The organism is Paraburkholderia diazotrophica (assembly GCF_900108945.1).
Lineage (GTDB): Bacteria > Pseudomonadota > Gammaproteobacteria > Burkholderiales > Burkholderiaceae > Paraburkholderia > Paraburkholderia diazotrophica.
Window position 1 is genome coordinate 1 of sequence record NZ_FNYE01000067.1, and the last position, 20,698, is coordinate 20,698.

15 protein-coding genes and 1 rRNA gene are annotated in these 20,698 nt (G+C 60.9%); 10 read left to right on the plus strand and 6 right to left on the minus strand.

Annotation, left to right across the window (positions count from 1 at the left end; all coding sequences use genetic code 11):
* Nucleotides 1–283 (minus strand): 16S ribosomal RNA (locus tag BMW76_RS38460); the annotation flags it as partial.
* A gap of 609 nt (nucleotides 284–892) precedes the next feature.
* On the opposite strand from BMW76_RS38460, the gene BMW76_RS38465 reads away from it, so the two are divergent.
* Both BMW76_RS38465 and BMW76_RS38470 read left to right on the plus strand, forming a co-directional pair.
* The gene (locus BMW76_RS38465; protein ID WP_143062444.1) at nucleotides 893–1,789 is read left to right on the plus strand and encodes an SGNH/GDSL hydrolase family protein; all 897 of its coding nucleotides are present in this window, start codon (nucleotides 893–895) and stop codon (nucleotides 1,787–1,789) included.
* 192 nt (nucleotides 1,790–1,981) lie between these two features.
* Nucleotides 1,982–3,376: an FAD-binding oxidoreductase gene (locus tag BMW76_RS38470; protein ID WP_245763568.1), complete on the plus strand. Its 1,395-nt coding sequence runs from the start codon at nucleotides 1,982–1,984 to the stop codon at nucleotides 3,374–3,376.
* A gap of 39 nt (nucleotides 3,377–3,415) precedes the next feature.
* On the opposite strand, the gene BMW76_RS38475 is transcribed toward BMW76_RS38470, so the two are convergent.
* Together BMW76_RS38475 and BMW76_RS40850 are read right to left on the minus strand one after the other, a co-directional pair.
* A complete protein-coding gene (locus BMW76_RS38475) occupies nucleotides 3,416–3,850 on the minus strand; it encodes a response regulator (protein WP_090873962.1) in 435 nt (144 codons plus the stop codon).
* A gap of 112 nt (nucleotides 3,851–3,962) precedes the next feature.
* The gene (locus BMW76_RS40850; protein WP_143062445.1) at nucleotides 3,963–4,277 is read right to left on the minus strand and encodes a hypothetical protein; all 315 of its coding nucleotides are present in this window, start codon (nucleotides 4,275–4,277) and stop codon (nucleotides 3,963–3,965) included.
* Between the two features lie 527 nt (nucleotides 4,278–4,804).
* Between BMW76_RS40850 and BMW76_RS38480 the strand changes: the two genes are divergently transcribed.
* Nucleotides 4,805–5,500, plus strand: coding sequence for a hypothetical protein (locus BMW76_RS38480; RefSeq protein WP_143062446.1), 696 nt, complete (start codon nucleotides 4,805–4,807; stop codon nucleotides 5,498–5,500).
* A gap of 138 nt (nucleotides 5,501–5,638) precedes the next feature.
* Here the strand turns inward: BMW76_RS38480 and BMW76_RS38485 are convergent, their stop codons facing one another.
* Nucleotides 5,639–5,965, minus strand: coding sequence for a DUF4148 domain-containing protein (locus tag BMW76_RS38485; protein WP_090873953.1), 327 nt, complete (start codon nucleotides 5,963–5,965; stop codon nucleotides 5,639–5,641).
* A 351-nt stretch (nucleotides 5,966–6,316) separates the two neighbouring features.
* Between BMW76_RS38485 and BMW76_RS38490 the strand changes: the two genes are divergently transcribed.
* From BMW76_RS38490 to BMW76_RS38500, 3 genes are read left to right on the plus strand one after another with little or no spacing between them, the layout of a single operon-like run.
* Nucleotides 6,317–9,514 carry an efflux RND transporter permease subunit gene (locus BMW76_RS38490; RefSeq protein WP_090873954.1) on the plus strand — a complete coding sequence of 1,066 codons (3,198 nt, stop codon included), beginning with the start codon at nucleotides 6,317–6,319 and terminating at the stop codon, nucleotides 9,512–9,514.
* A 9-nt stretch (nucleotides 9,515–9,523) separates the two neighbouring features.
* Nucleotides 9,524–10,798, plus strand: coding sequence for an efflux RND transporter periplasmic adaptor subunit (locus tag BMW76_RS38495; protein ID WP_090873955.1), 1,275 nt, complete (start codon nucleotides 9,524–9,526; stop codon nucleotides 10,796–10,798).
* A 19-nt stretch (nucleotides 10,799–10,817) separates the two neighbouring features.
* The gene (locus tag BMW76_RS38500) at nucleotides 10,818–12,278 is read left to right on the plus strand and encodes an efflux transporter outer membrane subunit (RefSeq protein ID WP_090873956.1); all 1,461 of its coding nucleotides are present in this window, start codon (nucleotides 10,818–10,820) and stop codon (nucleotides 12,276–12,278) included.
* Between the two features lie 319 nt (nucleotides 12,279–12,597).
* Here the strand turns inward: BMW76_RS38500 and BMW76_RS38510 are convergent, their stop codons facing one another.
* Nucleotides 12,598–13,539 (minus strand): LysR family transcriptional regulator, encoded by a 942-nt coding sequence (locus BMW76_RS38510; RefSeq protein ID WP_090873958.1) that lies wholly within the window; start codon nucleotides 13,537–13,539, stop codon nucleotides 12,598–12,600.
* Between the two features lie 226 nt (nucleotides 13,540–13,765).
* Nucleotides 13,766–14,182 (minus strand): MarR family winged helix-turn-helix transcriptional regulator, encoded by a 417-nt coding sequence (locus BMW76_RS38515; protein ID WP_090873959.1) that lies wholly within the window; start codon nucleotides 14,180–14,182, stop codon nucleotides 13,766–13,768.
* A 271-nt stretch (nucleotides 14,183–14,453) separates the two neighbouring features.
* On the opposite strand from BMW76_RS38515, the gene BMW76_RS38520 reads away from it, so the two are divergent.
* The 4 genes from BMW76_RS38520 to BMW76_RS38540 all read left to right on the plus strand — a co-directional run bounded on the left by BMW76_RS38520 (nucleotide 14,454) and on the right by BMW76_RS38540 (nucleotide 19,880).
* Entirely contained in the window at nucleotides 14,454–15,293 is an 840-nt protein-coding gene (locus BMW76_RS38520; protein ID WP_090873963.1) for a MipA/OmpV family protein, read from the plus strand.
* Between the two features lie 1,015 nt (nucleotides 15,294–16,308).
* A complete protein-coding gene (locus BMW76_RS38530) occupies nucleotides 16,309–17,664 on the plus strand; it encodes a replication initiation protein (protein WP_245763569.1) in 1,356 nt (451 codons plus the stop codon).
* Between the two features lie 84 nt (nucleotides 17,665–17,748).
* Nucleotides 17,749–18,900 carry a ParA family protein gene (locus BMW76_RS38535; RefSeq protein WP_087733162.1) on the plus strand — a complete coding sequence of 384 codons (1,152 nt, stop codon included), beginning with the start codon at nucleotides 17,749–17,751 and terminating at the stop codon, nucleotides 18,898–18,900.
* 11 nt (nucleotides 18,901–18,911) lie between these two features.
* The gene (locus tag BMW76_RS38540) at nucleotides 18,912–19,880 is read left to right on the plus strand and encodes a ParB/RepB/Spo0J family partition protein (protein WP_090873961.1); all 969 of its coding nucleotides are present in this window, start codon (nucleotides 18,912–18,914) and stop codon (nucleotides 19,878–19,880) included.
* Nucleotides 19,881–20,698 lie beyond the last annotated feature (818 nt).

Genomic DNA, 20,698 nt, shown 5'->3' on the forward strand with positions numbered 1-20,698 from the left:
CTACAGATCGTCGCCTTGGTAGGCCTTTACCCCACCAACTAGCTAATCTGCCATCGGCCGCCCCTTGAGCGCGAGGTCTTTCGATCCCCCGCTTTCCTCCACAGAGCGTATGCGGTATTAATCCGGCTTTCGCCGGGCTATCCCCCACTCCAGGACACGTTCCGATGTCTTACTCACCCGTTCGCCACTCGCCGCCAGGCCGAAGCCCGCGCTGCCGTCCGACTTGCATGTGTAAGGCATGCCGCCAGCGTTCAATCTGAGCCAGGATCAAACTCTTCAGTTCAAACCTGTTACTGTTTTCGGTTCTGTTACGAACCGGTCGCTCACTCAAAATCACTGACAGATGGTCCGACCGGGTTTCTCAACCCCATCGGACCTTCCTCAATTTCTTTCTGTGTGAGACTCGATTACTTTCGCTATCGGTGATTCCGGAGAACCACCGTGCGCTCGCCATCGAGCACCCACATCTGTCGGCTGTTAGTTTTTAAAGAACACCGCTAAAAGCTGCTGCTTTTTCGCGTCCCCGTCGTTTGGAGAGGCCGAATTATGCGGATCGCCATTCACCGCGTCAAGCACTTCTGCAAATTAATTTTCCCGGGCCGGAATAAGCAGTCGCGCGCATAGAGTAATTGCATCTGTCAAGATGCCACTCGCGAATTCCTTCTTTGTACTCTTCGCGCGTTCGACTTCATCGCACAATTGGCACATCGGTTCGCCGAGACGCACACACATCCGACTATTAGGGCTCGCTTATCACGCGGTTGTTTAACGACCCCCCGTTGACTAGTCTTTTGGCACATACTCGATGAACAGAAGCGCACAAGCTGCGCAATCTGCAAACGGGATGTCGGGTATCTGTCACTGTCGATATGACGAGATGTCGAGGGCCATCGTGAGCACATATGACGCCACCGCAGAGTACAACGTCTACAGCGAAACACAGCGCAGGATCGAAGAAGATCTAAAACGACGCGCAGAGGAAAATCAGGCGCGCGTCGACGAAATAAGGCAACAGCGCAGACATCTTTCGGGAGGCACCACTCCGTTGATCATCGTGGCCGATGGCGACTCGTGGTTCGACTATCCGCTTCCATTGATCGGCCATACAGACGTTGCGGATAGCTTGAAAAGCCAGGCAACACTGACACCCGCGATGATGAAACTCGCCCACTACGGCAATGCAACGACCATTCTGATGGGCGTGACGAAACGTCAGCGATTGATCGACTACATCAGCGAGCCGGTACACGGTCCAATCGACGTCCTCATGTTCTCAGGCGGAGGCAATGATCTGGTTGGCGACCAGTTTCGCTTCTGGCTGGAGAATGCAGCGGACGTGAATGGCGACCCGACCCAAGGCGTCAATAAAGAACTCTTGCGCGACATATTGGGCATCGTCAATGGCGCCTATCTCGAGTTGATCCGAATACGAAACCGGTATGCGAGCAACGCGACCATACTGCTTCACGCGTACGATTTCGCGATCCCCACGGGCATTGGTGCGTGTCCATTCGCAGGCCCCTGGCTTCGGCCTTCGCTAGTGGAGCAAGGTTGGCCCGATATCGTGCAAGGCCGGCACATTGTGAAGGCCATTCTCGAAGCCTTTAAAAGCAGGCTGAAAGATCTGTGCGCGGCCAACCAAAACGTCGTACTCGTCGAAACGCAAGGTACGCTGTCATCCAGTGACTGGGCAAATGAACTTCATCCCACTCCGGATGGATTCGGCAAGATTGCCGCGCGGTTCCGTTCGACATTGCAGAGCATCCCCAAATTCAGGAACAGAATCTGATTTGCGATTGCCCGGCTGCACGCACGCATGCGCGCCGGCCACGCGCCATGCCGCATCATTTTTTATCATGTATTGCATGCGGATTAATCGATTGCGCGGAATCAGCCAGTCGGCAATAGTGAGCCTCTGCCGTCGACGCGCGCGTTCGCGCGTCAGCATCTGGCCTTACCCTGCTGCCTCTGGAGCGTTCAAGTGGAATCGCGGAACCAAGCCGACATCCTCGCCACATTGATAAAGGAATTGGGAACCGACATCGTGACGCAGGGCATCGACGTCGCGCCTCGCTACTTCACAGGCTTCGGCGAGGCGCCCGGCAGACGCCCTCTGGCGCTCGCGCGTCCACGCTCGGTCGAAGAAGTGTCGCGCATCATGCGGCTCTGTCATCGCCTCGGTGTATCGGTGGTGCCGCAAGGGGGCATGACCGGTCTCGCGGGCGGTGCAGTCCCGCTGGGCGGCGAGATCGTGCTGTCGATGGAGCGTTGCAGCGGAATCGAAGAAATCGACGCTGCGGCCAGCACGGTCACCGTGAAGGCCGGAACCGTGCTGCAGACGGTCCAGGAAGCGGTACGCACCGCCGGCTTCGAGTTGGGGTACGACCTCGGCGCGCGCGGCTCGTGCCAGATCGGCGGCAATCTCGCGACTAACGCCGGCGGCAATCGTGCAGTCCGCTTCGGCGTCGTGCGCGATCAGGTTCTCGGACTCGAAGCAGTACTTGCCGACGGAACGATCGTCAGCTCGCTCAACAAGACGCTCAAGAACAACACCGGCTACGACTGGAAGCACCTGTTGATCGGCAGCGAAGGCACCCTCGGCGTGATCACCCGCGCGGTGCTCAAGCTCTATCCGGAGCTTCCTGCGGCTACGACGTGCCTGTGCGTGGTGCCGGACTATCAGTCGGTGGTCGCGCTCTGGCGGCAGGTCCGCGCGCAATTGCCCGATGCCGGCAGCTTCGAAGTGATGTGGCCGAACTTCTATCGCTATGTGTCGGCGAATACACCTGGTGTACAAGCGCCTTTGCCAGCCGAGCAGTCCTTTTACGTGCTGATCGAATGCGCGACGGCCGCCCACGATGCGAAAGCGAGCGCCGCGCGCCTCGAAGGCTGCCTCGGCGCCTGGCTCGAAGCGGGTCTCGTCAGCGATGCTGTCCTCGCGGCTTCGTTGCAGCAGGCGCAAGCGCTATGGCTGATCCGCGAAGGCCTCGCGATCGATGAACTACCGAATCTGATCAACTACGATGTGAGCCTGCCGATAGGGCTTATCGGCGAATTTGCCGAGCGCTGCGAGAAGGCGCTAATCTCGCGCTGGCCGCAGGTTATCAGTCTTTTCTTTGGACATCTCGGCGACAGCAACGTGCACATCGGCGTATCCATCGAAGAACTGCCGGCCGAAGGCGCGCATGCAGTGGATGTCGTCGTGTATGAGGTCGTGCGCGCGATGGGAGGGTCGGTCTCTGCGGAGCACGGAATCGGTACGCACAAAAAGCCGTTTCTCGGCTATTCGCGCTCACCGGCAGAACTCGCACTGATGCGCATGCTCAAGAACGCGCTCGATCCCAAAGGGATACTCAATCCGGGAAAAGTACTGTAAGCGCCTTTGCTGACGAAAGCGACACGTAGGCTGTTTCAATCAGCCGTCTGATTTGCGTATCGATCTTTCCACAGGCGCATTGCGGTGAAGGCGTGCTTCACCCAAACCACGATACACGCGCTCGGTACTGAAACGCAGACGACGCATCGTTTCGAACAGGGCCGCGAGATCCAGCGGCTTGCGAAAGTAGCCGTCGTAGCGGACGAACGCGGGCGGCGTCAGCTCTCCCGATACGAGAATGAAAATGGCGTCGGCGATCGAGGCATCGTCGCGCATGCGCTCGCACAACACGCCGCCCGACATGCGAGGCATGCGCAGATCCGCAATGACGTAATCGACGGCCGACGAGTGCAGCAATTCGAGCGCCTCGAAGCCGTCGGCGGCCGTCAGTACCTCATAGCCCGCCTGCAGAAACGCGTTCGCCCATGCATCGAGCGTAGACGGCTCGTCGTCGACGAGAAGGGCGCGTTCCATCGCAGCAGGCTCCGCGAACACGGAAAGATTCAATCATATGAATAAAGCCCGATCTGTTCAAGGAACGTTCGGGTCACAGAGCGCGATTCATGGCGCTCCGTGACCTCGCCCGTCAACCGCCGTGATACATCGGATCGAGGGTGTCGGACGGTTCGCGATGGCCCGACTGCGACCGGATGAATTCGTCGCCGCCGACGTCGCCCTGGTTCTGATCGTCCATGCTGCCCTGCTCGTGCCTCATCGTCCCGGTGCGAACAGTTTGAGCGTGATGAGATACGGACGCATGGGCCGCGGGGTAATCGGAGGAGGAAGATGCTGAGCTATAACCGCCCGCGAAGCACGGAACGGCCAGCATCGAAGCACACGCGACCAGCAGCGCAGCGAGGGATTTCGCTTTCATGACGACTCCAATAAGCATGTCGAACATCCGGATGCACCTGGTTCAGGTCCATTGCGCGCGCCATGTTCAACGTTGATGGAACGATCGGCCAGGCCGCGCGCCAGCAAAGAGGCTCGAACGAACAACTCGCTTTTCGGAATCCAATCGATATTGCCGACGCCGCAGCGGCAGCACGAAACCGGTCGTCGTTGCGCCCGCATCCACCATTGCACGGCTTATGCCAATGACGGGATGTGTACGGGTCTAAACAATCGTTAGCGCCTGAAATTAAAGGACTTCGCACGCGGTTGGCGCCGCTTTCATGCCCTGGCGATGACGGTGTGGTGTCTGACGATTGCCAACATTTGTCGATCGGCCGTACGCGCGCATCCAACAGAAGAAAGCGTGCGCACTTCATCGAGAAGTCGATCCGCGCTTATCGCTGCATTGGTGTCCGACCGCGACTAATCATTGTCGGACCTGACACCGCAAGCGCCGCACACTCGCACTTACCATTGAGGGAAAGCGCGGCGCGTAGATCAGATCAATGCTCACATTCTCACGGGATGGTCGGCATGATCAGTCAGACAAAAAGCCTTGCCCTAACGGGACTGCTGATCGGCGGCGCCGTCGTGGCGGCGTGGCTGATCGATCCCGACAGACATCATCCGTCTGACATGAAAACGGCGGCTGCCGCCAGCGCGCGCGACAGCGCTTATCTGCCGCTTCAAGATACAACAGCTGACACAGACGCAATCTCGCTCGAACGCCCGCTCGATCCGCGCTTTGCGTCCACACTGCAAGCGGCGCGCGACAGCCTGGACCGTCACGACCGCGCGTCCGCGAAAGTACTGGTCGATGCGATCCTGATGCTGGACAGGAGCAATCCGCAGGCACTGGCGCTTCAGCGTGAACTGCAGTCGCACGATGCCGCGCCCGCTGATAACAATAAAGCCGTCGCGGTCGTGACGGATGCACAGCCTGCCGCCCAGATCAGCGTAAAGGCCGCAAAGAAGACGGCGGCTGCCCCGCATCGCCATCGCCCAAAGACGCCGCGAGCGGATCCCGCAACGACGCCCGATGACACGATGCCGATTCGCGACTCGCCACCCATTCTCGGCGAAACGGTCGAGACACCCGCGACGGCGGCCGCCGAGCAGATCAGTACGGGAGCCGAGCGAACAAGTGAGCACATGAAGCCCGCGCACACCGGCTCGCAAGGATCGGATGGCGCGACGGGCGAACCCGCGCACAGCGGCGACAATCAATGAACGTGCTGGGGCGCTGACGATCGGCTACGAGCGTCCGCCTCGCTCTTTGTTTTCCTCTCGGTCCCTCGCAGCGGAATTCCTGCGCGGACTTCTCTTCTCAAGACACGCGGCGAGCGTATCGCGCTCGCCGCATCGCGCTCATTGTCCGCCGAAGAAAATCGACTTCGGATGTCCGTCCGTCGTGTTGGGCGCGCCCATCTGCATCGAGCCATTCGGTGCTACGCCGCCGACGGCCGTCCTCTCCATCGACTGCTGCTCGCCTGTCGATGCCTTCGCTTCGGCTGCCTGGATATCGGAAGGGTACGTTGCTTCGTCACCACCCGGACGATAGCCCGCCTGTTCGACGCGTTGCAGATCTTCACGCACCTGGGCGCGCGTGACGGGCCCTTGATCGGCCTGAGCAAAGGAAAGTGCCGGCGCAGCCAGCGCGCACGAAACGATTACAGCCTGAATCAGTGCTTTCATGATGGTTCACCTGCATGTGAGTCGTTGACCAGCGCCACCTTCGTCGCGAAGGCGGCCCCAATGCCCTTCGCCGCAGATTCGCGTGGTTCGACGCTTGTCGGTTTCGGTTCGCAAAGGGTTAACGTCATTGTGTGCAATGAGTGCTGACCTAAGCCTGTCTCTCACATGACAAATGCGTCATCTACTCAATGGGCATGCATCAGGGCCCATCAATCGCCGCGCGAGATGTCGGATTTGTAATGTACCAGTCACCAATGGGTAAGTGCGCCGCCGCCACACTGCGACCCCATTGCATGCCCTCGCGTGAACCGCGCATGCGCATGCCGACAGTTCATCGTCCAAGGAAACGTCATGTGGATCGTCAAGCTGGCCCTGCGGCGGCCCTACACTTTTGTCGTGCTGGCTGTACTGCTCTTTATCGTCGGGCCGCTCGCGATCCTGCGCACGCCGACGGATATCTTCCCGAACATCGACATTCCCGTCGTCAGCATCGTCTGGTCGTACAACGGCTTTTCCGCCGAAGACATGGCGCATCGGATCACGTCGAATTACGAACGCGCGCTAACGAGCGACGTCGACGACATCGAGCACATCGAGTCGCAATCGCTGAATGGCGTGTCCGTCGTGAAGGTGTTCTTTCATCCGGGTGCCGACATCAATCGCGCGATCGCTGAAGCCGCGTCGAACTCCGCGTCGATCCTGCGCGTCCTGCCGCCGGGCACGCTGCCGCCGAACATCATCACGTATAACGCGTCGACGGTGCCCGTGCTGCAACTGGGCCTTTCGAGCCCGACGCTGCCCGAACAGACGCTCTACGATCTGGGCAACAGCTTCATCCGCACGCAACTCGCGACCGTTCAGGGCGCTGCCGTGCCGTTGCCGTACGGCGGCAAGATCCGGCAGATCATGGTGCAACTTGATCCGAAGGCGCTGCAGGCGAAAGGCCTTGCACCCAGCGATGTCGTCAATGCCGTCAACGCACAGAACCTGATCCTGCCAGGCGGCACCGCGAAGATCGGCTCGCGCGAATACAACGTCGAGATGAACGGCAGCACCGACACGGTCGCCGCGCTCAACGATCTGCCCATCAAGACGGTGAACGGCAGCGTGGTCTATGTGCGCGACGTCGCGCATGTGATCGACGGCTACGCGCCGCAAACGAATATCGTGCGCAGCGACGGCAAGCGCGCAGCGCTCTTGCAGGTCGAAAAGACGGGCAGCGCATCCACGCTCACGATCATCCAGCAGGTCAAGTCGATGCTGCCGAAGATCGCGGCCGGCCTGCCGAATGCGCTGCACATCACGCCGCTTTCCGATCAGTCCGTGTTCGTGAAGTCCGCGATCTCGGGCGTCGTGCGCGAAGCGCTGATCGCCGCGTGCCTGACGGCCGCGATGATCCTGCTCTTTCTCGGCAGCTGGCGCGCGACGCTGATCATCGCCGTCTCGATTCCGCTTGCCGTGCTCACGTCGCTGATCGCACTGTCGGCGCTTGGGCAAACGATCAACATCATGACGCTCGGCGGCCTCGCGCTCGCGGTCGGCATTCTCGTCGACGACGCGACCGTGGCAATCGAAAACATCACGCATCACCTTGAAAAAGGCGAGCCGCTGCACGACGCGATACTAAACGGTTCCGGCGAAATTGCCGTGCCGACGTTCGTGTCGACGCTCGCGATCTGCATCGTGTTCGTGCCGATGTTTCTGCTCTCGGGCGTCGCGCGCTATCTGTTCGTGCCGATGGCGGAAGCCGTCGTGTTCGCGATGTGCGCGTCGTACTTTTTCTCGCGCACGCTCATTCCGACGCTCGCGATGTACCTGATGCGCGCGCCTGCAAAGAACAGTAGTGCCGCGCGCGGCCGCCTCGCGATCTTCGCGCGCTTTCAGGCCCGCTTCGAACAGCGCTTCGAAGCGTTGCGCAACGGCTATCGTCGCGCCTTGCAATGCGCGATTGGGAGTCGCCGCCGCTTCATCCCCGTCTATCTGGCGTTGTGCGTGGGATCGCTCGCGCTGGTTCCGTTCGCGGGCCGCGACTTCTTTCCTGCCGTCGACACGGGCGAAATCCGTCTGCATCTGCGCGCGCCGACGGGCACGCGCATCGAACAGACGGCGCGCATCACCGATGAAGTCGAAACGAAGATACGCACGGTGATCCCGCAGTCGGAACAGGCGGCCGTGCTCGACAACATCGGCGTGCCCGTGAGCGGCATCAATCTGACCTACGACTCGTCGGACCCGATCGGCCCCGAAGACGCCGACATCATGGTGACGCTCAAGCCCGATCACAAGCCGACGGCACAATACGTCGCGCAGTTGCGCAACGTACTGGCGGCATCGTTTCCGGGCGTCACCTTCGCGTTCCTGCCCGCCGACATCGTCAGCCAGATCCTGAACTTCGGTCTGCCCGCGCCCATCGACGTGCAGATTGTCGGCAACAAGCTCGCGCAGAATCGCGTCGTCGCTGACAAGCTGCTCGCGCAGATGCGCAGTGTGCGCGGCCTCGTCGACGCGCGCATCCAGCAGCCCGACGACGAACCGACCATCGACGTCGACGTCGATCGAACGAAAGCCATGCAAGCGGGGCTCACGCAAAAGGACGTCGCGCAGAATCTGCTGATCGCGCTGTCCGGCAGCTCGCAGACGACGCCGAATTTCTGGCTCGATCCGAAGAACGGCGTCAGTTATCCGTTGATGGCGGAAGTCCCGCAGTACGACATTCATTCGCTGCAAACGCTCGCCAACATTCCGCTGACGACGAACCGTGTCAGCGTGAATCCGCAGAATCAGCTGGGCACGCTCGGCACGATGTCGCGCAGCTCGCAACAGGCTGTCGTATCGCACTACAACGTGCAGCCCGTGCTCGACATTTTCGCGTCGACGCAAGGGCGCGATCTGGGCGGCGTCGCCGCGGACGTGACGAAGCTCGTCGATGCAGCGCGCGCGCAGTTGCCTCCCGGTTCGTCGATCGTGATTCGCGGACAGGTGCAGTCGATGAACGAGTCGTTTGCCGGCCTAGGCGCGGGTCTCGTGTTCGCGATCGCGCTCGTCTATCTGCTGATGGTCGTGAATTTTCAGTCGTGGCTCGATCCGCTCATCATCGTCAGCGGCTTGCCGGGGTCGCTCGCGGGCATCGCGTGGATGCTGTTCGCCACGCATACGACGCTCAGCGTTCCCGCGCTGACGGGCACGATCCTGTGCATCGGCATTGCGACGGCCAACAGCATTCTCGTCATCAACACCGCGCGCGAATCACTGGCTGCCGGCATGGAGCCGCTCGCTGCCGCGCTTGATGCGGGCTTCAACCGCTTTCGCCCCGTGCTCATGACGGCGCTTGCGATGCTGATCGGCATGCTGCCGATGGCGCTCGGCCTCGGCGATGGCGGGGAACAGAATGCGCCGCTCGGCCGCGCGGTGATCGGCGGCCTCGCGATCGGCACGCTGTCGACGCTGATGTTCGTGCCCGTCGTCTTCGGGATGGTGCATGCGTGGCTCGCGAAGCGCCGCGCCCATGCCGACGCGAAGCGCGCCGACGTGACCACACACGCTCAATAAGGACACACCATGACCACGCCCAACCTGCCGACGCAGCGCGAACCGTCCACCGGCACGGACCTCACGCTCGCCGATTCTGCCGGCAGGCAGCAATCTGCCATCGCCAGCAAGCGCATGCGCTTCGTCTTGCCCATTGCGCTCGCGGCCGTCGCCGCCGCGCTGCTCGCGATCGGCATCGTGCCGCGCCTGCACGCGAGCACGGCGCTCACGGATCAGGTGAACGCGCAGCGCTATTTGACCGTCGATGCGGTGACGCCGACGAGCGCGCCCGCGTCGCAAGAACTGCTGTTGCCGGGCTCCGTGATGCCGTACGCCGATGCGTCGATCTACGCGCGCACGAGCGGCTATATCCAGCACTGGGACGCGGACATCGGCGCGAAGGTGAAGGCGGGGCAAACGCTCGCGGACATCCAGACGCCGGAGCTCGACGCGCAGCTTCAACAGGCGCGCGCCGACGAGGCGAACGCGAAGGCGAACTACCGCTTTGCGAGCAGCACCGCGCAGCGCTGGCAGACGATGCTGCAAACGCAATCTGTCTCGCAGCAGGACGCCGACGCGAAGACGAGCGACAGCGCGGCGAAGCTCGCTGCGTGGCAGGCTGCGCAGGCGAATGTCGCGCGGCTTTCGGAACTGGTGTCGTACGAGAAAGTGACAGCGCCGTTCGACGGCGTGATCACCGCGCGCAACGTGAACGTCGGCGCGCTGGTGACGGCGGGCGGATCGCCGGGACTTGCGGCCAACGCGGGCGAGCTCTTTCACATCGAGCAGACGGACCGCTTGCGCGTCTATATCGACGTGCCGCAAAACGACGCGAGCAGTGTGTCGCCGGGAACGAAGGTCTATCTGACGACGCAGCAATATCCCGGCCGCCGCTTCGACGCGCTCGTCGCACGCAGCGCCGATTCGATCGATCCCGTGAGCCGCACGTTGCGCGTCGAAGTGGACGTCGACAACCGCGATGGCGCGTTGCTTCCGGGTGCGTACGCGCAGGTTCATCTCGCACTGCAAACGGCACATCCGGCGCTCGAACTGCCCGTGAGCGCCCTGCTCTTCCGGCCCGATGGCGTCACCGTCGCGGTGGTCGGCAACGACGACAAGGTGCAGTTGAGGACGGTGACGATCGGCCGGGACTTCGGCACGTACGTCGAAGTCGCGACGGGGCTCGAAGCGAGCGACCGCGTGATCGACAATCCCGGCGATGCGATCAGCAGCGGCGAAAGCGTGCATGTCTCGACGGCGCCGACCACGCCGGCGGCGGCTGCAACGTCCGCGCAGCACGGTTGAGCGTGAGGCGAGGCTGATCATGTTCAATGTCCGCGCATCGTTTTTCCACAAAGCGCTCGTCATCGGCATCGCATGCGCGTTGAGCGCGTGCTCGACGTTGCCGCACTATTCGCAGCCGCAAACGGCTGTGCCCGATCATTATGCAGGCGCGCCGCAGGCGGCGTCCGGCTGGACCGTTGCTACGCCCGCCGACGCGCAGCCGCGCGGCCCATGGTGGACGCTCTATGGCGATGACGAACTGAATCGCCTCGAAGCACAGGTCGACGTGTCGAATCAGACCGTGCGCAAGGCCGTCGCGCAACTGCAAGCGGCGCGCGCGATGGTCGACTATCAGCGCGCGGGCTACGCGCCTGTCGTCACGGCGGGCGCGGCGCAATCGCGGGCGCGCACGTCGCAGAACGTGGTAGGCAAGTCGCTCGCGGGCAAGACGGTGCCCGACTACTCGGTCGGCGTCGCGGCAAGCTGGGAGCCCGATTTGTTCGGCCGCGTGAAGGACGCGACCGTCAATGCGCGCGACAACGCGCAGGCGAGCGAAGCGGATCTGCAATCGGTGCGGCTGTCGGTCGCCACCGATCTCGCAATCGACTATTTCGACCTGCGCTCGCTCGACCGCCAGAAGAAGCTGCTCGACGATACCGTGACGGCCTACGCCGCCGCGCTGCAGATCGTGCAGCAGCAACTGAAGTACGGCGCAATCGATGCGTCCGCCGTCGCGCAGGCGCAAACGCAGCTCGAAAGCACGCGTACGCAGGACAGCGATATCGATGTGCAGCGCGCGCAGTTTCAGCACGCGATTGCGACGCTGATCGGGAAGCCCGCTTCGTCGTTTGCGCTGCCGCCGAGTGTAGAGAAGGTCGTGTTGCCGCAAATTCCAACGGGCGTGCCGTCGCAATTGCTCGAACGCCGCCCCGATATCGCCGCCGCCGAGCGGCGCGTCGCCGCGGCGAATGCGCAAATCGGCGAAGCCCATGCGGCGTTCTATCCGGATTTGACGCTGTCGGCGGCGGCCGGGCTCGAAAGCACGTACTTCACGCCGTGGTTCACCGCGCCGAGTCTGTTCTGGTCGCTCGGCGCGCAGATCGCCGGGACGCTCTTCGACGGTAGCCGCCGCACGGCTGTTCTGAAGAATGCGACCGCGCAATATGACGGTGCCGTCGCCGATTACCGGCAAACGGTGCTGGTCGCGTTCCAGCAGGTCGAGGACAATCTGGCCGCGCTCAATACGCTCGCGAGCGAAGCTGACAGCCAGCAACGCGCGATTTCGGCGGCGGCGCTTTCACTGAGGCTCACGACCAACCGCTATCAGGCAGGCGCCGTCAGCTATCTCGACGTCGTCAGCGCGCAGACCATCGCGCTCACCAACGAGCGCACGGCGGATCAGATCGACGCGCGCCGAGTCGACGCAAGCGTGCAGTTGTTGAAGGCGCTCGGCGGCGGATGGGATCGCGCGACGTTGACGGATGCACAAGCGTCGGAATGAACTGCCTGTCATCGAACGGGGCGCGTGTTGCAGATGGGCGCCATTTGCGATTGAAATTTCCGCGCATGAGCGGCATGCCGATACGATCGACGCGTCCGGATTGTGTCACGGCGATTTGTCAGCAGTGGCCGATATCGGCGCGCTGCGCTTCGACATTGCATGCGGCGATACGTTTGCACGGAGTCCATTGGGCTTCGCGTTTTTGACCAAGCCACGTCTCGTCTCGGCGCGGTCCAGCGAGTAGCGCTTCGTGCGTCGGGAAAGCGAACTTCCGTGTTCGTCGTCGAAGCGGGTCGGACCGTGCTTCATGGCCGTTGCTTCACGCGCCCTCTTCCAGCGCGATGTCGTCGTGATTGACGGGCGCCGCAAGCGAATCATATGCGGACTGCGCGGCAAGAAAATCGACAAGCGCGCGCACGTTCGGCGCGAGATTGCGGCGGCTACCATATGCAATCGACAGCCCCGTCGAAGGCAATTTCGTATCCGGCAACACCTGCATGAGCGTACGGTCGTCGATGTCCTCCGCAACGATCGACGCTGGTAGCAGCGCAATGCCCATGCCCTCGAGCGCCATGCGTCGCAGCATGTCGCTGCTGTTCGCGCGGATGTGCGTGGCGTGCGGCGCGTTTGCGTCGAGCCATCGGCGCGTGGAATCGTGTTCGGTCGCCGATGCGCCGTCTTCATGCGAAAGCATCACGAGGCGGTCGAGATCCGCCAGTTGTCCGATGCGGCCAACGCTCGCGAGGTAGCGCGGCGACGCGACCAGCATCGTCTGCGAACGCGCGACCGCGCGCACCACGACTGATCCGGGATGCGGATAGTAGTCGCTCGTCAGGGCCGCGTCGAAGCGCCCTTCCACCAGACTGATGGGGCCGTCTGCATAGATCACCTGCGGCACGACGAGCGGATAGCGGGCTGTGTAGGCGCCCAACAGTTTCGCAAGATACCCGGCGCCGACCGTGCCCTGCACCGCGAGGCGCAGCGTGCCCGACGGCACGCCTGTCGCGGCCAGGAGCCCGCCTTCGACGTCGTCGATATCCGCGACGATCGAACGCACGCGGTCCAGAAACAGCCGGCCCGCTTCCGTGAGCGTGACGCTACGCGTCGTCCGTTGCAGCAGGCGCGCGTCCAGACGGTCTTCGAGCGACGCCACGCTGCGCGTCGCGACCGCGCTGGATACGTTCATTTGGTCCGCCGCGCCCGTAAAGCTGCCAAGCTCCGCGACTTTTACAAACATCCTGAGTGACTGCAGATAGTCCATCGTTGCCGCTTCTGTGAAGTCGTTTGCCCTGAGGCAAACGAGAGTCAGACATCCGATGCTGGACTGTACAAAGGTACGGCGCGCGGATAAAGCGCCTGCCATTGAATTGACTGTTCAGGCCACTCCTACAATTTCATGCGCCGAGATGTCGGCGGGACGCTGAAGCTCGTCAGCGGTGAATGATGTTTGATTAGCAAGACAACTGATTGTCGGCGAAAGCGCTTCGTCATCTGAGGGCCTTGCGTATTTTGCGCATGCCCGTCACCGTGGTTTCGACGATGTCCGATCCGATCCGTGCGCGCAGGCGCCTCGCGAGATGCGCGCTTGCGTCGGCGATCGATTTTTCTAGCGCCTTGCCCAGGCGCGTCGGATAGACGCCCCATTCGCGCCCATCGGATATGCCCTGCCGGCGCTCGACCAGCTTCTTTTCGGAAAGGCTGTCGACGAGCCGTGTCGCCGTGGGACGCGCGATGCCTAGTTTGTCGGCGATTTCGCTGCCCAGACATCCCGGCGACGCCAGCACGACACGCAAAGCAAAACCCTGCGCCGGCGTCAGTCCAAATTCCGCGTAGACGGGCGCCCATTCCCGCTCGACGAGGCGGGCCAGCGCGGATGCATTGAAATAGAGGCATTGATCGAACATGTCATCATTCGATCATGATTTGATTAGCAAGACAACTATATAGATAAGCCGCAGAGCGTCGTCGAATGACCTGTCGAATGGCGGGCTGACTTCGTTTCCAGGACGAGCGCGCGCCGATGAAGCAAATCAGGCCATGAATGGCGCGACGCTTTCGCAGACGGGCACGAGGCTTGCTGCTTTCGCGTAACCTCCAGATGTCGTAAATTGGGGGCGTTGTGTGTAGCAACAATGAGTCGCATCCCCGAACTCGCAACCCGTGATGTTCGCCGACATGACAAAGCTACCCGTCTACGCCAGCCTCGCCTGTATGATCTGCGGCGCGCCCGCCACATACGCGCAAACGCCGTCGCCGCTTGGCGAGTGGCAATATTCCGCAGGCATTCCGCTCGAAAAGATGTACCAGCCAAGCCGCCCGAACTGGGAGGTGAGGCTCGGTATCGGTTCTACTCTCGAGCCTCGATATGACGGATCGGACCGCTATCACACGCTGGTCGGCCCGAGCGTCGACATCCGGTATAAGGACCTCGCCTTCCTGTCGACGGGAGAAGGCGTCGGCGTCAACGTGCTGCAAGGAAACAACTGGCGTGTCAGCATCGCGGCCGTCTACGACCTGGGCCGGCGCGCACACGATGATCCGTCTCGGCTCGATGGACTCGGCAACATCAATCCTGCGCCTGAAGTCAAGCTGGCCGGCGAATACGTGATCTCCAAGGAATTCCCTCTCGTTTTTCGCGGCACCGTGACGCGCAGTTTTGGTGGTTCGAACGGATGGGTCGCCGATCTGGGCGCGTACATGCCGCTGCCGGGCAGTTCAGAAAATTTCTTTTGGTTTGCAGGGCCATCCGTCACGTTCGCCGATTCCAAGTACATGAATAGCTGGTTCGGCGTGAATGCCGCGCAGGCGGCCGCGTCTCAATACGCACGTTACGACGCGAGCGCGGGATTGAAGTCGGCCGGATTCGGCGTGACGTTGATCTGGTTCGTCGACAAACATTGGTTCGTCACCGCTGACGGCGCGATCAAGCGGCTGCTCGGCAGCGCAGCGGGCAGCCCGATCACGCAGTCAAAGACCAACGGCGTGTGCGACGTGTCGATTAATTACCAATTCTGAAGTGAGTAACGGTGGGGGTTGGGTTGGAGCCGGCTGTTGGCCGCTTTCCTGGTGATCCTTACTATTGGCATGATTGAGCCTTTCAAGAGTCGGCTGCCTTTGTGTAAGCAGGTAGCAAGTGAGCAGCGACTGTTTGCCACAGTGTATGTGGTGTTCGCACTGAGATCGGACGCGAGCCGAATGCTACACAGGCCGGCGACGATTGAGGTTGGGTTCGCAGGATATTTACGGTAAATACGGTGCGCGGGTCCAATGTCCCCATTTGGGGCGGCGGATTTTCCAGCTGCGGTTTCCGGAAAGCTCGCGACATCGCTATGGTCCCCAGCTGGGGTGACAGTGGGTGCGAATTTGCCCAATGTGCGACACGATACCGCAGTAGTGCGTGCTGCAACTGCCTGATTCCTTGTCATTTCTAGGAAGGGATTGTCGAATGTCCCCGGTTGGGGTGTGCGAAATCGTCTCGCGGTGCCAGAGGACGATTGTCCCCAATTAGGGTGATCTAAGTCAGCAGTCTAGTGCGACTACCGAGTGGCTATTTACGATAAATACGTACGTGCACAAACTACGCTCGATGCAAAAAAGAAGAATTAGCTTTTTCGCTTCAGAGAGTTAGCGCTGATCTCTGGCAATGTTTCGAGCTTCGGGAACTGGACGCTAATGTCCCTCGGTGTGCTTGAGGTAGATAATTTCTCGATTGAAGCAGCAACATATTCTGGCGAGTTGTCCCCGTCTAGGGTGTCTTGAGGTTTGTATACCGTTTGGTAAACAACGTTTACAGCGTTTACACAGCTCAACCTCTTGCTAGACAAGGGTTCCCGGGACTTCATGTCTCCATTTGGGGTGGCTGGCGTCCCCCGTAGGGGTGCCATTTCCAGCTAAACGTCCCCGTCCGGGGCGTCTTGCGCCCCCAATCGTGGTGGAATTGTCCCCGTCTGTGGTGAATTCGTGGAAAACGAGGTCGACCTGCCCAGAACGTGCCGACAAAACGGGAGAATCGATGGGACGCGTAATTCAGATGTCCCAGACGGTGATTGCAAGCTGGGGTCATTTGGCGCACAATCCCGCCATGCCCAAAACTTTGCCGAGTGAGGTTCGTGGCGAGAGCGTAAAAAAGCATGTCGCCGCAATTCATACGAGCGGCGAGCTTTCGCTGCTGGAGCGAAAGCTTTCCAACGTGCTGCTGCTGCACTCGTACGACAACCTGCTGACCACGAGAACGCACCGCCTTCCTGTGCGGACGCTGATGCTCGTGCTCGGCTGGACGGAAAGCGAAAACACCGAGAAGTTGCGCGAAGCGTTGCGGCAGCTCGCCACTACGGCTGTCGAGTTCAACGTCATGGACGACGGGCGGGAGCGCTGGAGCGTGATGCCCATTTTGTCTTTCGCCGAAATCCGGGCAGGCGTGTGTTCGTATCGTTATGACGAGGCGCTGGCCGAGAAACTCTATGATCCGTCGATTTACGCTACCGTCAATCTCGGCGTGCAGCGCAAGTTTTCGAAATCGCATGCGTTGACGCTCTATGAGAATTGCCTTCGTTTTCAGAAGGTTGGCTCGACTGGGTGGATCGAACTGCCGGTGCTGCGGAAGCTGCTCGGCGCGACCCAGGAGTACTACGACGATTTTCGCCGGCTAAACAGCAAGGTCATTCAGAAGGCCGTGAAGGAAATCAACGACGTTTCGGACATCAACGTCGACGTCGAATATCAGCGGCTTGGCCGCTCGGTGACGGGGGTGAAATTTCTCATTCACCAAGGCGCTCAGCAGTCGCTTCTGACGCCGGAGACAGAAGACGAGTTCGCGCACGTGCGCGATACCGAGATTTATCGGAAACTTCGCGCACACGGAATTGGCGACAAGCTTGCGCTCAGTTTTGTCATCGAGGACGAAGAGCGCGCCCGTCTCGTCGTTCAACTCGCTGAAGACAAGGACCGCAAAGGGCAGATCAAGCGGTCGACGGCTGGCTTTATTCGCACGCTGATCGAAAACAAGGCAGACGTCTCCGAGCCAGAATACGAAAAGGAAAAGCGCGAAAAAGCGCAGAAGCAGGCTGCTGCCGCCCGCTCCCGGACGCTGGACGCGCGCCTCCAGGAATTGCGTATCGATTTCGATCGCCTCCAGTGCGCGGCGGCCGTCAAGGCGCTGACCCAGGATGAGAAGCGTGCGTTCGCGCGACAGTTCGTCGAGGGTGATGGCGCCAAATACGCGCGCGAGTTTCGGCCCGATAGTCCCGGACTCTTTTCGGGTTCTGTTGGCCGCGTGAATTTTGCGTCTTGGCTGAGAAATCGCGTGCGCCCGGAATTCGACGTTGACAAGTTCGATGTATGGCTTTCTCAAAATCACCAGGACATCGCGTTGCAACGCAATTCCTGAAAATCGCGTTTTTCCGTTGAATTAATGGCTTTCTGTGGAGCCATCTGATATAAGCTGACTGCATCGTCTCCTGCGGATCAGCTAATGAACATTACCATTCAAGACATCGTCGATCAGGCCGCTCGCGCGACTGACATCGTCTCGCAGGTTCGGGGCCGCATGCTGGCACCGAACGCCCGCAAAATCCCGCCCGTTTTCAACGCTTCACAACTGGCCGTACTGTGTGAAGTCGACAAGAGTCAAATCACATATCGCGCGTCGAAGGGCGATCTTCCGCCCGGTACGGTGAATGCCACGGGTTCGCGGCGCGAATTCTCATTGCCGGAAGCGCGCGAGTGGGTACGCGCCTATCGCAACAATGCGCTGCGTCCGGACAGCGCGCCCGCGATGACCGTCGCGATCGGCAACTTCAAAGGCGGTGTGAGCAAGACGACCACAGCGATGACGCTGGCACAGGGCCTGAGCTTGCGCGGACACCGTGTGCTGGTGATCGACACCGACCCACAAGGGTCGCTGACCACGTTGTTCGGAATTCTGCCGGACACAGAGGTCGAAGAAGATTCGACGATCACCGCCCTCGCGACGGGCGATCAAAGCAGCATCGAGTATGCGATCCGCGAGACGTACTGGGATGGGATCGATCTCGTTCCTGCTTCGTCGTCGCTGTTCAACGTGGAATTCATTTTGCCGAGTCGCCAGATGAAGGAGCCGGACTTCGAGTTCTGGAACGTGCTCAACACCAGTCTCGAGCAGGCGCGCAGCAACTACGACGTCATCATCATCGATACGCCGCCCGCGCTGAGCTACGGCACTGTCAACGCGTTTATGGCCGCGGACGGCCTGATAGTTCCGACACCGCCGAATGCGCTCGACTTCGCCAGCTCGGCTCAGTTCTGGACGCTGTTCAGCGATCTCGCCTCGAATCTGACTGCGGAGACCAACACCGACAAGTCATTCGAGTTCATTCATGTGCTGCTCTCACGCGTCGATCCTGCAGATGCGGCCGCAGGCGTCGTGCGCGAGTGGATTTCCGCGACCTATGCGGAAAAAGTCCTGCCCGTCGAGATTCCGAAGACGGCTGTGACGGCGGCGAGTTCGGCGGAGTTCGGGACCGTGTACGACATCTCGCGATACGACGGCAATGCGAAGACGTATCGCCGGGCGCGTGAGGCGTACGACCGCGTGACCGAAATCGTCGAGCAATCCATTGTGGCCTTTTGGGCAAAGTCCAAATAAGGGAGGGTTAAATGTCGATCAAGGACCGGCTGGCAAAGAAGACTGGTGATCTGATGGTGCCCGCGCCGGCGTCTCCTGAAGGGGGGCGCGGCGCTTCTCCTCGCACGGCGCCCGGGCAGATGCTCGCGTTCCGGAGCGCGATGCGCGAGAGTTCTGATCGCGTCTCGCAACTGGAGGCGCAGCTGAAAGACTACGACGGAACCGTGCCGATTCGCGCGCTTGATCCCGCGACCATTCACGCGTCGAAATGGGCGAATCGCCAGGATTTCGGCGATGAGAGTTTTGCCGAATTGAAGTCGCTTATCTCGGAAGCGGGTGGCAACACTCAACCGATCAAGGTTCGGCCGGACGCCGAGGGCGAAGGATACGAGATCGTGTTCGGTCATCGGCGCCATCGCGCGTGTCTCGAACTGGGGCTGCCGGTGAATGCGATCGTCGATCGTGAAATCACTGAACAGAATCAGTTCGTCCAGATGGATCAGGAAAATCGGGCTCGCAAGAACCTGAGCCCGTGGGAACAAGGCGTCTGGTACAAGCGCGCGCTGGATGACAAATTGTGGCCGTCGCAAAACGCGATGGCGAAGGCGTGCGGTCTGTCGCAAGGGAATATCTCAAGTGCGCTGCTGGTGGCTGAACTGCCTGATGAAGTCATCGCCGCATTTCCTTCGCCGCACGATATTCAGTTTCAGGGTGCCCGAAAATTGGCTGGCGCGCTCAAGAAGGCTCGCGATGAGATCGTGCAGCGCGCGACCGAGCTTGCGGAGGATCCGGCGAGAACGGCATCGGAAGTGTTGACTGCGCTGTTGGGCGCAGCTCGTCCTGCGGCGCCCGCGCGAAAGGAAGAGGAAGTCGGCATCGAGCGGAAGGGTGATTTGCTCGTGATCCGGCTGCGGGCGAGTGGCGTTCCGCAAGATCGGATCGAGGAGCTTCGACAGCTGATTGCCGGGTTTCTCGAAGATGTGCAGTCGTCGGGAGCTTGACGGCGTACAGGCGCCTGCCGTCGTCGCCCGCGCGGCAGGTGCTGTTGGATTCTTTGAAGAGGTTTAAGGGTGGCGATGGGTGGTCTGACGCTGCTCTAATCCTAGGTCGTCTCGTAACATTCCTTGTCTCGGTCGATACCAACCAACCCCTCGTATTACATCTCCCCATTTCTTCCCGCGTTCGTGGGAGTTGCTGCAATCGCAGTTTCCTGCCTGCCCACCACTGCTATTTTTCTGTCTCATTTCGCGGCACGCCTGGCTCGTCGACTTGAGGTTGCGCGGGGCGCTGCTCTCCGATTGGTATTTCGATTCCCCATGTTCACACGAGCATCGCGGCTATTTACGGTAAATAGGATGGTGGTCCCAGCTCCACGTCGCGACGTGACAGCCGGGCTGAAGTGCGGGGTGTAGGACCTGGGCACACTTCCTTGAGAAAGCGGCTTGCGGCTATTTACGGTAAATAGGTAAGGCGCGACGAGCCGAGGGTCGTGCGATTCGAAGGGCTATTTACCGTAAATAACTCGTCGAGCGAATGACCGTCTATAGCCGCTGAGCCACTTGGGATGAATTCGAGCGCTTGTGGTCCAACAACACATTCCCTCCAGAATGGGGCCTCGCGCCACCATGTTAAAGCGTCCCGCCGTATGTGTGACGTCTCGAATCAATTTGCCGGGCCCGTCAGCGTTTATCGCCGATAACCGGAACACGCTACGCTTGGCGCGCCGACCCGAGAGCCGGGAGCCGGGAGCCGGGAGTCGGGAGTCGGGAGTCGGGAGTCGGGAGTCGGGAGTCGGGAGTCGGGAGTCGGGAGTCGGGAG